This is a genomic window from Rhizobium sp. Root482 (assembly GCF_001426565.1).
Taxonomy (GTDB): domain Bacteria; phylum Pseudomonadota; class Alphaproteobacteria; order Rhizobiales; family Rhizobiaceae; genus Pararhizobium.
The window spans coordinates 122,688-136,845 of sequence record NZ_LMFA01000025.1; the positions used below are offsets into that span (position 1 = coordinate 122,688).

Genomic DNA, 14,158 nt, shown 5'->3' on the forward strand with positions numbered 1-14,158 from the left:
GCACCAGAATTGGAAAAGACCCGGCGGCTGGCGCCGCCGGGTGTCAGGCAGTTCGGAGATCAGAAAATCTTCGCGAATTCGTCGATGTTCGACGAATTGTAGACGAAGGGGTCGGCCATGGCGGCTTCGCCATTGTCGCCGATCTTGATCTTGCCCATGCGGCCTGCCTCGATTTCCGCGCCCGGAGCGCCGTCGGTGTCGCCCTTGACGAGGTGATAGGCGATCTGGGTGGCCGAGTAACCGAGGTCGATCGGGTTCCAGATCGCGAATTCCTTGGTGGCGCCGGACTTGATGGCGCCGGCCATTTCGGACGGAAGGCCCAGGCCCGTGACATAGACCTCGCCGATCTTGCCGGCATCCTTGACGGCCTGCGAGGCTGCGAGAACGCCAACGGTCGTCGGCGCAACGATGACCTTGACGTTCGGCTGCGAGGACAGGAGGCCCTGCGCTTCGCGATAGCTCTTATCGGCAAGATCGTCGCCATAGACGGTGGTGACCAGGTTGAGGCCGTCGAAATCCTTCAGCTGCTTCTTCATTTCCTCGATCCAGATGTTCTGGTTGGTCGAGGTGGTGGTTGCCGAGAGGATGGCGAAATCGCCCTTGCCGCCTTCAAGATGATTTGCAGCGAGCTGCAGGCACATCTTGCCGATCAGTTCGTTGGAGGACGGGTTGAGATGAAGGATACGGCCCTCCGCCGCGACGCCGCTATCCCAGGAGATGACCTTGATGCCGCGCTGGGTGGCCTTCTTCAGGGCCGGGACCACAGCGTCCGGATCGTTCGCCGAAATCGCGATGGCATCGACGCCCTGCGCGATCAGCGAATTGATGACTTCGATCTGGCCTTCCGCCGTCGTCGAGGTCGGGCCGGTATAGATGATCTCGACGCCGCCGAGTTCCTTGGCGGCTTCCTCGGCGCCCTTGTTGGCAGCCTCGAAGAAGCCGTTGCCGAGCGATTTGACGACCAGTGCGATCTTCATGTCGGCGGCCTGCGCGGCCGATCCCATGGCGGCGATGGCAAAGACCACGCCAACAAGCAATGTCTTGGACAGTTTCATGATTTCCTCCCAGGTTGATGAACTGCTGAATTCCTCCCCGCCAGCCGCTGAAAATTCAGGCGGCTGACGTGGCATTTGCCTTTTCCGATGAAGCCAACGGCTTCACGGCAATCAGTTTTATGCCGGCATCGGTGACCATGGCGGCCGCCTCGTCGGTAATCCTGTCGTCGGTAATGATGGTCGAGACCTTGTCGAGCGGGCAGAGGATGAGGCTCGAGCGCTTTGCGAACTTGCTGCTGTCGACCATGACGATCAGCTCTTCTGCCTGGCGGACCAGCTTCTGCTCGCTCTGGATGACCAGGGCATCGGATTCCATCACGCCGAGCGCGTTGATGCCTTGCGCGCCGATGAAAATGCGGCGGGCGTAGAAATTGTGGATGGCGTCATTTTCGAATGGCGACAGGATCAGGCTCTGGTCGCGATAGATCGCGCCGCCGGGAACCGAGACATTGCATTTCGAGTGCTTCACCAGATGCTCGGCAATGGCGAAGGAATTGGTCATCACCTGCAGCCGGCGGGCGGACATGAAATGCACCATCTGGAACGTCGTGGTACCGCCGTTGATGATGACCGAATCGCCCTCCTCGCACAGATCGACGGCGGCGCGTGCAATTGCGCGCTTCTTGTCGATATTGACCGATTCAGACACGCGAAAAGGACGGGCAGCGAGGTTTCCAAGCTGCGGCGGATGCACGGCCTCGGCGCCCCCGCGGACACGGCGAAGCTTTCCCTGCACATGCAGGGCTGCGATGTCACGGCGGATCGTGGCTTCGGATGCCTCGGTCAACTCGGCAATATCCTGCACGGTAACCACCGGCTTTTCCTGGATCGCGCTCAAGATGATGCGATGGCGTTCGCGTTCGTGCATGGCTTCCTCCTCAGCGCGATTTAGTCGGATTGCTTTTAAACTGTCAATCAGAAACGATCAAAAAAGATAATATTGCAGCGCACAATGAAAACTGATGATCGAAACTGATTGACAATGGTCGATTTGATGCGCGATATCCTCGAACAAGAAGGAGATGGGTCCGTGCGTTTCGGCCCCCTGCACACTTACCTTGGGAGGATGTCATGACGGGCCAAACCCGCCTTCTCGATAATCGTTGGGATGATGCCCATGCCGAAGGGCTCGGCGAGCCCGGCAAGCTGCTTTATCGCTCGAACCTGCTCGGCGCGGACAAGCGCATCACCAATTACGGAGGCGGCAATACCTCCGCCAAGGTCATGGAAACCGATCCGCTCACCGGCGAAAAGGTCAAGGTGCTCTGGGTCAAGGGCTCCGGCGGCGATGTCGGCACGATCAAACTCGATGGTTTCGCCACGCTTTACCAGGAAAAGCTCGACGCCCTGAAAGGCATATACAAGCGTGTGCATGATGAAGACCGCATGGTCGGCTTCCTGCCCCACTGCACCTTCAATCTCAAGCCGCGTGCCGCTTCGATCGATACGCCGCTGCATGGTTTCGTGCCGTTCACCCATGTCGATCACATGCACCCGGATGCGATCATCGCGATCGCGGCCTCGAAGAGGTCAAGGGAACTGACACAGAAGATCTTCGGCGCGGATATCGGCTGGCTGCCCTGGCGCCGCCCGGGGTTCCAGCTCGGCCTCGATCTCGAGGCCTTCGTGAAGGCCAATCCGACGGCCCGGGGCGTCGTCCTCGAAAGCCATGGCCTGTTCACCTGGGCAAACGATGCCAAGGACTGCTACCTGCTGACGCTCGAGATCATCAACAAGGCGATCGAATGGTTTGCCAAGGAGACGGAAGGCAAGACGGTTTTCGGCGGCCCGGTCGCTACGAGCCTGCCCTTGGCGGAACGCCGTGCCATCGCGGCGCGGCTGATGCCGGAAATCCGCGGGCGCATCGGCAAGGCCGAGCGCAAGCTGGGCCATTTCGACGACCAGGACGCCGTGCTTGAATTCGTCAATTCCAGCGACCTGCGGCCGCTCGGGTCTCTCGGCACCTCCTGCCCGGACCATTTTCTGCGCACCAAGATTCGTCCGCTGATCGTCGATTTCGACCCGGCAAAGCCGGATGTCGATGCGGTTCTGGCCGGCCTCGACAAGGCGCTCGAAGAATATCGCGCCGACTACACCCGCTATTACGAGGCCTGCAAGCACGACAATTCGCCGAAAATCCGCGACCCCAATCCGGTGATCTTCCTGGTGCCCGGCGTCGGCATGCTGTCCTTCGCCAAGGACAAGGCGACGGCCCGGATCGCCGGCGAATTCTACGTCAATGCGATCAACGTGATGAAGGGCGCCTCGACGGTTTGCGAATATCAGGGCCTGCCGGAGCAGGAAGCCTTCGATATCGAATACTGGCTGCTGGAGGAAGCAAAGCTTCAGCGCATGCCCAAGGCGAAAAGCCTGGCCGGCAAGGTAGCACTCGTCACCGGTGGTGCCGGCGGCATCGGCCGGGCGACGGCCGAGCGTCTTTTATCGGAAGGTGCCTGCGTCGTGCTGGCCGATATCGATGCCAAGGCGCTCGCCGACACCACGGCTGATTTTACCAGGCGGTATGGCGGCGACGCGGTGCGCTCAGTCCAGCTCGACGTGACCAAGGAAGATGCGGTCCTGCAAACCTTCGTCGACGCGTCGGTCGAGTTTGGCGGCGTCGACATTCTGGTCTCGAATGCCGGCATCGCATCCTCGGCGCCGGTCGAAGACACGACGCTTGCCATGTGGAACAAGAATATCGACATTCTCGCAACCGGCTATTTCCTGGTCTCGCGCGAGGCCTTCCGCCTGTTCCGGCGCCAAGGCCTTGGTGGCAATGTCGTCTTCGTCGCCTCGAAGAACGGTTTGGCGTCGTCGCCGAACGCTTCGGCCTATTGCACGGCAAAGGCCGCGGAAATCCACCTGGCCCGGTGCCTGGCACTGGAAGGCGCCGATGCCGGTATCCGCGTGAACACCGTCAATCCGGACGCTGTGCTGCGCGGCTCGAAAATCTGGAACGGCGAATGGCGCGAGCAGCGTGCGGCCTCCTCCAAGATCGAGGTGGATGATCTCGAGGAGCACTACCGCAAGCGCTCCGTGTTGAAGCTGAACGTCTTTCCCGAAGACATTGCCGAGGCGATCTACTTCCTGGCGTCCGACGCATCGGCGAAATCGACCGGCAACATCATCAATGTCGATGCCGGAAACGCCCAGAGCTTCACGCGCTGAGCAGGCTTAGGTTTCGCCCGCCGCCGGTCCCTCCCATGATCGGCGGCGGGCGCCTACGGGAACAAACGAGCGTTCCGGCCTCTCCAAGAGCGCGGAACTGAACGGGCGGGGAAGACAATGACCGATCAGACAATCGCAGCCGACATCGTCTCGGCAGACAATGACAAGCGCCAGCCCGCGCTGGCGGCCGACTATGCGGCGCTGGGCGAAAAGCTCGCGCGCGATAACAGCGATATCGAGGCGATCACGCAGAAGGTATCGGAGTTCTTCGTCGCCGTGCCCTCCTGGGGCGTCGGCACCGGCGGCACGCGCTTCGCCCGCTTCCCGGGCTTCGGCGAACCCCGCCATATCTTCGACAAGCTGGACGATTGCGCGGTGATCCAGCAACTGACCCGGACAACGCCGACCGTGTCGCTTCATATCCCCTGGGACAAGGCGGACCCGAAGGAACTGAAGGCCAAGGCGGATGCGCTCGGCCTGCGCTTCGATGCGATGAACTCCAACACCTTTTCCGACCAGGCGGACCAGGCCCATTCCTACAAGTTCGGCTCGCTCTCCCATGTCGACGCCGGCACCCGCCAGCAAGCCGTCGAGCACAATATCGAATGCATCGAGATCGGCAGCGCGCTCGGCTCCAAGGCGCTGACGGTCTGGGTCGGTGACGGCTCCAACTTCCCCGGCCAATCCAGCTTTACGAGAAGCTTCGAGCGCTATCTGGACTCCATGCGTACGGTCTACAAAGCGCTGCCTGACGACTGGCGGCTGTTTTCCGAGCACAAGATGTACGAGCCGGCCTTCTATTCCACCATCGTGCAGGACTGGGGCACCAATTACCTGATTGCGCAAACGCTGGGCGACAAGGCCTTCTGCCTCGTCGATCTCGGCCACCACGCGCCCAATACCAATATCGAGATGATCGTGGCGCGGCTGATCCAGTTCGGCAAGCTCGGCGGCTTCCACTTCAACGATTCGAAATATGGCGACGACGACCTCGATGCGGGATCGATCGATCCCTATCGCCTGTTCCTCGTCTTCAACGAACTGGTCGATGCGGAACATCGTGGCGTCAAGGGGTTCCACCCGGCCCATATGATCGACCAGAGCCACAATGTGACGGATCCCATCGAAAGCCTGATGTCCTCGGCCAACGAAATCCGCCGCGCCTATGCGCAGGCGCTTCTGGTGGATCGTGCCGCTCTGGAAGGCTTCCAGGACGGGAATGATGCGCTGATGGCGAGTGAAACGCTGAAGCGCGCCTACCGCACCGATGTCGAGCCGATCCTGGCGGAAGCCCGCAGGCGCGCCGGCGGCGCCATCGACCCGGTCGCCGCCTATCGGGCCAGCGGCTATCGCAAGTCCGTCGCGGCACAGCGCCCGGCGGTCAAGGGTGGCTCGGGCGGCATCATCTGAGACCGAAGAGCGGCATCCTGCGCAGGATCGCGGCGGCATCCACGCCGGCCGCGATCAGGACGCTGCCGCCTTCACGCCTGTTGCCGCTTCCTAAGCATGAAACGGGACAGCACGACGACAAACCCGACCAGGAGTGTCGCGGCAATGAAGAGGAAGGCTGCTGCCGCAATCGCCGGGCTGATGTTTTCGCGAATGCTGGAGAACATCTGCCGCGCCAGCGTGCGCTGGTTGGGCCCTGCGACGAAGAGCGTCAACACCACCTCGTCGAGCGAGGTTGCGAAGGCGAGCACCGCGCCGGAGAGCACGCCGGGCATGGCAAGCGGCAAGGTCACGCGTCGGAAAACCGTTGCCGGCGAAGCGCCGAGGCTTTCCGCGGCGCGCTCCACCCGCTCGTCGATGCCGGCAAGCGCGCCGGTGATGCTGACCACCACGAAAGGCACGGCGACGACCGTATGGGCGATAATGACGCCGGCATAGCTGTTGGCAAGACCGAAGCGCGCGAGCAGCACCTGCATGCCGACCCCAAGAACGACGGCCGGCACCACCATCGGCAGCAGGAAGAGCGTGCGGATCGAGCCGCGGAAGAAGATGAGACGGTTGCGCAGCCCAAGCGACGCGGCGGTGCCGAGCACGGTGGCAAGCAGGGTCGTGCCCGTGCCGATGATCAGGCTGTTGATGATCGCCCGCCGCCAGGCATCCGCCGTGAACAATTCCTCGAACCAGCGCAATGACCAGGACGGGATCGGATAGGTCAGGATGACGCTTGAGGTGAAGGCAAGCGGCAGGATGGCGATGAGCGGCGCGACGAGAAAGAGGATCGCCAGCACCGCAAAGACAAGTTTGCCGAGCTTGATTGCCATGGTCTATCGCCTCCCCGGCTCTTCGGCAGAGAGCCGCGCGTAGACGCTGTAGAGCAGAAGCGTTGCGACAAGAAGCACGACGCCAAGCGCGCCGGCCATGCCCCAATTTGCAGAACCGGTGGCGTAGAAGGCGATGATCGAGGAAATCATCTGATCGCCCGGCCCGCCGATCAGCGCCGGCGTGATGTAATAGCCGATCGCCGAAATGAAGACGAGCAGGCCGCCCGAGGCGACGCCGCGCAGGCTGAGCGGCAAAAGCACCCGCAGGAAGGCGCGCAGCGGATGCGCGCCAAGCGAAGCCGCCGCCGGCATCAGGTTCCTTGGAATGGTGATCAGCACCGAGTAGATCGGCAGCACCATGAACGGGAGGAGCACATGGGTCATGGCAATGATGACGCCCGTGCGATTGAAGATGAGCCGCAGCGGCGCTTCGATGAGACCGGTCGCTCTCAGGAAATCGTTGATGAGACCCTGGTCCTGCAACAGGATGAACCAGGCGGCGGTACGCACCAGAAGCGAGGTCCAGAGCGGCAGGAGCACGGCGGCAAGCATCACGTCGCGCTTCCAACCGTCTAGCGATGCCGCGATGATGGCATAGGGATAGCCGATGCAGGCGCAGGCGAACGTGACGAGGGCAGCGATCCAGAAAGTGCGGATGAGAATGACGCGGTTGACCGACTGATCCGCCGACAGATGCTCGATCTCACCGGCGGCGTTGCGACCAAGATCGACGGCGGCGAGCAGGTTTCGATCGGTATAGGGTGAGAGCGCGCCGGCGATCGCCCGCCAGAATTCGGGCTTCTCCCAGCGTTTGTCGATGGACACCAGATCGGTCGGTGGGTTTGTCGTATCATCAAGCGCACTCATCGTCTTCGACATCAATGTGCGAAAGCCCGACCGGGCGCTGTTGAGGCGGCGAACCATGTCGCCGAGCGCCTGGTCGTCGTCGACGGTTTTCAAATCCTCCATGAGCGCGGTCTGCATGGGCATGGTCGGCGGCGACTGGCGGTCCCAATCTGGAAGCACTTCGGCACTGCGCGGCAGCAGGCGCAGCACGGCCGGATCCGATACGGCCTGCGACATCATGCTGAACAGCGGCCAGACGAAGAAGCCGAACAGGAAGACCAGGAGCGGCGCCAGCAGAAGAAGCGACCGGCCGGTCCGCGCAGAGCCCGTACTCATGACGCGACAACTCGGCAGTCACGGGCGGAAAAGGCCGCATAGACCTTGGTCCCCGGCTGGAATTCGCGCGATTTCCGGCCAAGCTTGGCAATCAGCGGATGGGCGGCATTCTGCAATTGCACGCGCAGGTGATCGCCCTGATAGACGGAATCCGTCACCTCCGTTTCGAGCACGTTGCGTGCCTCGCCCCGGGTCTCGGTGAGATCGACCCGTTCCGGCCGGATGGAGAGAAGCACGGGTTGACCTGAGGTAACGGCGCCGGAAATCGCCGAGACGATCTGCACCCCCGAGGGCAGGCGCACGGTCGCCTCTTCACCCTGCACGGTTTCGACGACGCCTTCGACCAGATTGGTTTCGCCGATGAATTCGGCGACAAAGCGCGTCGCCGGCTCGTCATAGACCTGCCTCGGCGTACCGATCTGCTCGATCTTGCCCTTGTTGAAGACCGCGACGCGGTCCGACATTGTGAGCGCCTCCGACTGATCGTGCGTGACGAAGACGATCGTAAGGCCCAGCCGCCGATGCAAATCGCGGATATCCAGTTGCATCTGCTCGCGCAACTGCTTGTCGAGCGCGCCCAGCGGCTCGTCCATCAACACGACGCGCGGCTCGAACACCAGGGCGCGGGACAGCGCCACCCGCTGCTGTTGCCCGCCCGAGAGTTGCGATGGCCGGCGGTCGGCGAGCGCGGAAAGCTGGACCATGTCGAGCGCCCGCGCCACCCGCTCACCGATCTCCGCCTTGCCCATGCCGCGCATCTGCAGCGGAAAGGCGACGTTTTCGCCGACGGACATATGCGGGAAAAGCGCATAGCTCTGGAAGACGACGCCCATATCCCGCTTGTGAGTCGGGACATCGTTGATGGCGACGCCGTCCAGCAGGATAGTGCCGGCGGTCGGTTGCTCGAAGCCGGCGAGCATCATGAGGATCGTCGTCTTGCCGGAGCCGGAGGGGCCAAGCAGGCTGACGAACTCGCCCTTGTCGATGCCAAGGTCAAGGTTTTCGACCACGCAGAGCGGGCCGTAGAATTTGGTGATGCGGTCAAATCGAATGAACTCGGCCACAGAGGTCTCCATCGCTAGAGGCGAAGGATGCGCTACGCCGGAAAGCCCGTGAATACACACCCAGCCGGGCAGAAGGGCGCCGGTTGTCCGAGCGCCCCTCACCGAGGTGTTCTTACTGGGCAAGCCAGGCGTTGAAGCGCTGCGTCAGCGTTTCGGCATTGTCGATCCAGAAATCGACATTGAGCGCGATCGAATCCGTCATGTTCGCCGGATCGGTCGGCAGGTCCTTGGCGAATTCGGCCGGAACCTGTGCCGCCGCTTCCTTGACCGGCAGGCCGTAGGCGACGAATTCCGGAAGCTTGGCCTGATGTTCGGGCAGGCTCGCAAAGGCGATGAAGTCCTGCGCGGCATCCTTGTTTTCCGCATCCTTCAGCACGACCCAGCTGTCGACGGCATAGATGCTGCCCGGGAAGACCACCTTGAAGTTCTTGCCTTCGGACCGGTTGATACCGGTGATGCGTCCGTTATAGGCGGAGGTCATGGCCACTTCGCCAGAGGCGAGGAACTGCAGCGGCTGGGCGCCGGATTCCCACCAGACGATATTCGGCTTCAACTCGTCGAGCTTCTTGAAGGCACGCTCGACGCCTTCGTCGGTTGCCAGCACGTCGTAAAGCTCGTCCTTCGAGACGCCATCGGCAAGCAGCGCGAACTCCATCGTGTATTTCGGCCCCTTGCGCAGCGAACGCTTGCCGGGGAATTTTTCGACGTTCCAGAAGTCCGCCCAGGAGGCCGGGCCTTCCTTCAGCTTGTCGCCGTCATAGGCGATCGCGGTCGACCAGACGATGGCGCCGACGCCACAGTCGTTGACCGCGCTGTCGAGGAACTTGTCCTTGCCGCCGATCTTCTCCCAGTCGATCTTCTCGTAGAGACCATCGGCGCAGCCAAGCGCCAGTTCTTCCGCCTCCACCTGCACGGCATCCCAGTTCGGCGCGCCGGCCTTGACCTTCGACTGGATGACGCCGATGCCGCCGTCCCAGGCTTCATCGAGCACCGGCTTGCCGGTCTTCTCGGAGAAAGGCTTGAAATAGATTTCGCGCTGCGCGTCCTGATAGTTGCCGCCCCAGGAGACGACGGTCAGGTCCCGCGCGAAAGCCGGCGCGACAAGGCTGGCGGATAGCATGACGGCAGCGGCGGTCAGAATTCCGGATTTCATGAAAGTCTTCATTGCACTCCCCTTTTCTTCGTTTGTGAAGGAACCGGAAGGCCGGCTCCGATGACGATCCCATGCGGACCGCTGGCCTGCCCTCGCCTTTGGCGTATCGGCGGTGCTGCGGCCTCTCCGGTCGTCGCGCTCTTTCCCCTGGGCGTCTCGACCAATTGATGCATTCTGGTCATTGCCAGTCAACGGGATTTTCCCTTTTTGACTGCTGTCAGACGTGCTGCCCTCCATTGATGTGGATTTCAGCGCCGTTGATGTAGGACGATGGTTCCGTGCAGAGGAAATAGATGGTCTCCGCCACCTCGCGCGGATCTCCGAGCCGGCCCATCGGCACTTCCGCCGCCACCAGTTCATCCGTCCCCGGCGAAAGGATCGATGTGTGGATTTCACCGGGCGCGATGGCATTCGCCCTTACGCCGCGGCGGCCGAATTCATGCGCCATTTCCCGGGTCAGCGAACCCAGCGCCGCCTTGGAGGCCGCATAGGCGACGCCCGCGAAGGGGTGGACACGGGTCCCAGCGATCGAGGTGACATTGACGATCGATCCCTTCGCTGCCTCCAGTTCCGGCATCAGCGCGCGGGCGATCAGCGCCGTCGAGACGACATTGACGTTGAGGACCTGCGTCCAGGCATCGGCATCCGTTTCCATGACGCCGAGGCGGCTGCGGTCCGGGCCCTTCGGCGAGATGCCGGCATTGTTGACGAGCGCGTGCAGCCGGCCGTTCGGCAGTCGCTCTCGCACGGTCGCGGCCAGGCGATCGATCTGGGTTAGGTCGGCAAGGTCTGCCTGGATGTGGCTTTCGCGGGCGGACGGCCAGGCGCATTCTTCGGAAAAGGCTTGGCGGGAAACGGTGAGGATGCGCCAGCCTTTCGACTGGAACAGCTTGACCGTCGCATGGCCGATGCCGCGGCTCGCTCCCGTCAGCAACATGTAGCGGCGTTCTTCGGTCATGCGAGCATTTCCCTTTGATGCTTGATACATCGTAATCGGCGGCTCGCGAAATGCAAGCCCCTCTTCAAGCCGGCATCAGGCGCGGCGCGCCTCACGTTCCTGGCCCCGTTCGATACGCTCCAGGATCGGCTTTCCGCCAAGCAGGATATCGTCGACGATCGCCATGGAAGCAGCAGCTGGATCGTGCCGCTTCAGCGCCTCGATGACGGGATAATGATGGTCGATCATCGCCCGGCCGCCCTCGATATAGGCATCGGAAATATGCGGCCCCATCTGCAGCCAGAGCCGCCGCAAAATGGTGTTCAGGACCGGAAGAGCGGCAATTTGCGGCAGCATGAAGTGAAATGCCTGGTTGAGCTGCGTGCCCTTCAGGCGATCTCCGACCTCGATAGCCCGCTCGTTCTCCCGTAAAATGTCCTCTAAAGCCTGGATATCGGCGCTTGTCGCGACCTGCGCGGCTGTTTCGGCCGCTAGGCCCTCCAGCCGGATGCGGATCGCCCGGATTTCCCGGTAGCGGGTTTCGCTCATTTCCGGAATGCGGATGTCGCGCGGCGACCGGAAGGTGATGGCCTCGTCATTGGCGAGACGAAGGATCGCATCGCGGATCGGCGTGACGCTCGTGCCGAACTGTTCGGCGAGAGCACGGATCTTTAGCCGGTCTCCGGGCTGAAAGCGGCCCTGCATCAGGGCATCACACAAAGCACCATAGACGACGCTGTTGAGGTTTTCATGTTCCAGTGTCGTGAATTCAGCCATGGAACTTGCCCGCAAAAACAAATAATAAGATACTTGATGCATCTTTTTTGATTTATTTCAAGCTTGCCACGCCTTCACCCTCATTGCGGAAGCGATTTGGCATCGCAGGCACCGGGTAGCAGGCAGGGGTAGGACGGATGAGGAATATGCCGGAAACCGCGCGAAGGGAGCAGGAATGACGCAACAGCCGGCCGCCAAGAAGACCGATTCCATGTCGGCGACATGGAGCGAGACATCGCTGGCCGACGCGGCGGTCGCGACGGCGGAAGTCTATGGCTTTCACGGCACGGCAAAGCGGCTTTCCAGCGAGCGCGACGAGACCTTTCTCTTTATCCGCACGGACGGAACGGATTTTGTTCTGAAGATCGCCAATCCCGCAGAGGACCCGGCCGCGCTGGAATTCCAGGACGGCGCGCTCCTGCATCTGGCATCCGTGGCACCTTCCGTGCCGGTGCCCCGCCTCGTTCTCACGAAAGAGGGCGCGCCGAGCCATATGCTGTCCACGGCGGACGGTCCGCGTATCCTTCGTCTGCTGACTTTCCTTGGCGGCGAATTGCAGTACCGCACACCCGCATCCGAAGCGCAGAGCCGCAATGTCGGGCGTGCGCTTGCGGAGCTTGGCCTTGGCCTGGAAGATTACGATGGACGCCCGCCGGCCGGAAAACTGATGTGGGACATTTCCCACACGCTCGATCTTGCAGCCGTCGTCGGCGATGTCGCTGCTGAGCGTCGCGCGCAGGTGGAGGCCGTGCTTGCCGAATTCGAGCGGTCGCTTCCGGCCATCTGCGCACTGGAACGCCGGCAGATCATCCACAATGATTTCAATCCGCACAACATTCTGCTCGATCCGGCGGAACCGGCACGGGTCGTCGGCATTATCGATTTTGGCGACATGGTCCATGCCACGCTGATCAATGACCTCGCCGTCGGCATCTCCTATCACATGGCGACCGACAACTGGGCCGCCCGCACCCGCGCCTTCCTTGAGGGCTTCCGTTCGGCGCGTGCCCTGCAACCGGCCGAAATCGAGCTTCTGCCTCTTCTCATGCGCTGCCGCCTCGCCATGTCGATCATCATCGCGGAATGGCGTTCGGCCCGGTTCCCGGAAAATCGGGCCTACATCATGCGCAACCATGCCACCGCCTGGCGCGGCCTGCAAAATATTGCCGATCTTACTGCGGCCGGGCTGAAACAGCTCGTGCCCAACCTTTCCGAGGCCTGAATCATGTCGATGGTGAATGCGTTTTCGCGTGAAGATTTCGAACGGCTCGACGAGACCGAACGGGCACTGATTGCCCGCCGGGAAAAGGTGCTCGGCCCCGCTTACCGCCTGTTCTACGAAAAGCCGCTGCATCTGGTCCGCGGCGAAGGCGTCTTCCTCTATGACACGGCAGGCGAAAAATATCTCGACGCCTATAACAATGTCGCCTCGCTCGGCCATTGCCATCCCCGCGTAGTGGAGGCAATCACCAGCCAGACGGCGGTGCTCAATACCCATACCCGCTATCTGCACGAAGGCATCGTCGATTATGCCGAGACCCTGACCGCCACCTTCCCGCAGGCATTGAGCCAGGCCATGTTCACCTGTACCGGCAGCGAGGCGAACGACCTTGCCCTGCGCATTGCCCGCCATGTCACCGGCGGCACCGGCATCATCGCGACGGACCTCGCCTATCATGGCCTGACGGGCGCGGTTGCCGAATTCTCGCCCTCGCTCGGGGAATCCGTAACACTTGGCGCGCATGTGCGCACCGTAGCCGCGCCAGACAGCTACCGTCATTCGCCGGAAGAGATGATGGAGAAGTTCGGCCGCGACGTGAAGGCGGCGATCGTCGACCTGAAACGCCACGGCATCAAGCCGGCCATGCTGATCACAGACACGATCTTTTCCAGCGATGGCATCTTTGCCGGGCCGAAGGGATTTTTAAAACCCGCGGTGGATGCAATCCACGAGGCGGGCGGCCTCTTCGTCGCCGATGAGGTGCAGCCGGGTTTCGGCCGCACCGGCGAGGCGATGTGGGGGTTCGAGCGCCACGGCGTTTCGCCCGACATGGTGACGATCGGCAAGCCGATGGGCAACGGCTACCCGATGGCCGGCATCGTGCTGCGACCGGAAGTTATCGCGGAGTTCGGCCCGCGGGCCCGATACTTCAACACATTCGGCGGCAATCCGGTCGCCGCCGCCGCCGGCAAGGCGGTGCTCGATACGATCCGCATCGAGGGCCTGCAGCAGAATGCACTGGAGGTGGGCGGCTACCTGATGGACCGCCTGAAGAGCCTTTCCAAGCGCAATCACGCCATTGGCGACGTTCGTGGCACCGGCCTCTTCATCGGCGTCGAGATCGTCACCGACCCGGCTGCCAAACGCCCCGATGCGGCGCTGACAACGCGGATCGTCAATGGCCTGCGCGAACGCCGCGTCCTGATCAGCGCCTCCGGCCCCAACGGCAACGTCCTGAAAATCCGCCCGCCCCTGGTCTTTTCGCGGGAGAATGCGGACATGCTGGTGGATGCGCTGGGCGAGGTCCTTCAGTCGCTCTGACGCCAAACGG

12 protein-coding genes are annotated in these 14,158 nt (G+C 62.2%); 4 read left to right on the forward strand and 8 right to left on the reverse strand.

The window, feature by feature from the left end; genetic code table 11:
• Positions 1-59: 59 nt before the first annotated feature.
• Both rhaS and ASD31_RS22665 read right to left on the reverse strand, forming a co-directional pair.
• Positions 60-1,055 (reverse strand): rhamnose ABC transporter substrate-binding protein, encoded by a 996-nt coding sequence (gene rhaS / locus ASD31_RS22660; RefSeq protein ID WP_056339376.1) that lies wholly within the window; start codon positions 1,053-1,055, stop codon positions 60-62.
• Positions 1,056-1,110: 55 nt separating this feature from the next.
• The gene (locus tag ASD31_RS22665; RefSeq protein WP_056339378.1) at positions 1,111-1,923 is read right to left on the reverse strand and encodes a DeoR/GlpR family DNA-binding transcription regulator; all 813 of its coding nucleotides are present in this window, start codon (positions 1,921-1,923) and stop codon (positions 1,111-1,113) included.
• Positions 1,924-2,126: 203 nt separating this feature from the next.
• Here ASD31_RS22665 and ASD31_RS22670 point away from each other — a divergent pair, with 203 nt between their 5' ends.
• Positions 2,127-4,223, forward strand: coding sequence for a bifunctional rhamnulose-1-phosphate aldolase/short-chain dehydrogenase (locus ASD31_RS22670; protein WP_056339379.1), 2,097 nt, complete (start codon positions 2,127-2,129; stop codon positions 4,221-4,223).
• Positions 4,224-4,340: 117 nt separating this feature from the next.
• Positions 4,341-5,633: an L-rhamnose catabolism isomerase gene (rhaI, locus tag ASD31_RS22675; protein ID WP_056339381.1), complete on the forward strand. Its 1,293-nt coding sequence runs from the start codon at positions 4,341-4,343 to the stop codon at positions 5,631-5,633.
• A 71-nt stretch (positions 5,634-5,704) separates the two neighbouring features.
• On the opposite strand, the gene ASD31_RS22680 is transcribed toward rhaI, so the two are convergent.
• The 6 genes from ASD31_RS22680 to ASD31_RS22705 all read right to left on the reverse strand — a co-directional run bounded on the left by ASD31_RS22680 (position 5,705) and on the right by ASD31_RS22705 (position 11,606).
• Positions 5,705-6,493 carry an ABC transporter permease gene (locus tag ASD31_RS22680; protein WP_056339383.1) on the reverse strand — a complete coding sequence of 263 codons (789 nt, stop codon included), beginning with the start codon at positions 6,491-6,493 and terminating at the stop codon, positions 5,705-5,707.
• A gap of 3 nt (positions 6,494-6,496) precedes the next feature.
• Positions 6,497-7,675 (reverse strand): ABC transporter permease, encoded by a 1,179-nt coding sequence (locus ASD31_RS22685; protein ID WP_056339385.1) that lies wholly within the window; start codon positions 7,673-7,675, stop codon positions 6,497-6,499.
• Positions 7,672-8,751: an ABC transporter ATP-binding protein gene (locus ASD31_RS22690; protein WP_056339387.1), complete on the reverse strand. Its 1,080-nt coding sequence runs from the start codon at positions 8,749-8,751 to the stop codon at positions 7,672-7,674. The genes ASD31_RS22685 and ASD31_RS22690 overlap by 4 nt, the downstream gene beginning before the upstream one ends.
• A 100-nt stretch (positions 8,752-8,851) precedes the next feature.
• A complete protein-coding gene (locus tag ASD31_RS22695) occupies positions 8,852-9,904 on the reverse strand; it encodes an ABC transporter substrate-binding protein (protein WP_156392769.1) in 1,053 nt (350 codons plus the stop codon).
• A gap of 205 nt (positions 9,905-10,109) precedes the next feature.
• Entirely contained in the window at positions 10,110-10,850 is a 741-nt protein-coding gene (locus ASD31_RS22700) for an SDR family NAD(P)-dependent oxidoreductase (protein ID WP_056339391.1), read from the reverse strand.
• Between the two features lie 75 nt (positions 10,851-10,925).
• Entirely contained in the window at positions 10,926-11,606 is a 681-nt protein-coding gene (locus ASD31_RS22705) for a GntR family transcriptional regulator (RefSeq protein WP_056339392.1), read from the reverse strand.
• Positions 11,607-11,781: 175 nt separating this feature from the next.
• Between ASD31_RS22705 and ASD31_RS22710 the strand changes: the two genes are divergently transcribed.
• Positions 11,782-12,828 (forward strand): phosphotransferase enzyme family protein, encoded by a 1,047-nt coding sequence (locus ASD31_RS22710; protein ID WP_056339394.1) that lies wholly within the window; start codon positions 11,782-11,784, stop codon positions 12,826-12,828.
• A 3-nt stretch (positions 12,829-12,831) separates the two neighbouring features.
• Positions 12,832-14,148 carry an aspartate aminotransferase family protein gene (locus ASD31_RS22715; RefSeq protein ID WP_056339396.1) on the forward strand — a complete coding sequence of 439 codons (1,317 nt, stop codon included), beginning with the start codon at positions 12,832-12,834 and terminating at the stop codon, positions 14,146-14,148.
• The last annotated feature ends 10 nt before the right edge of the window (positions 14,149-14,158 follow it).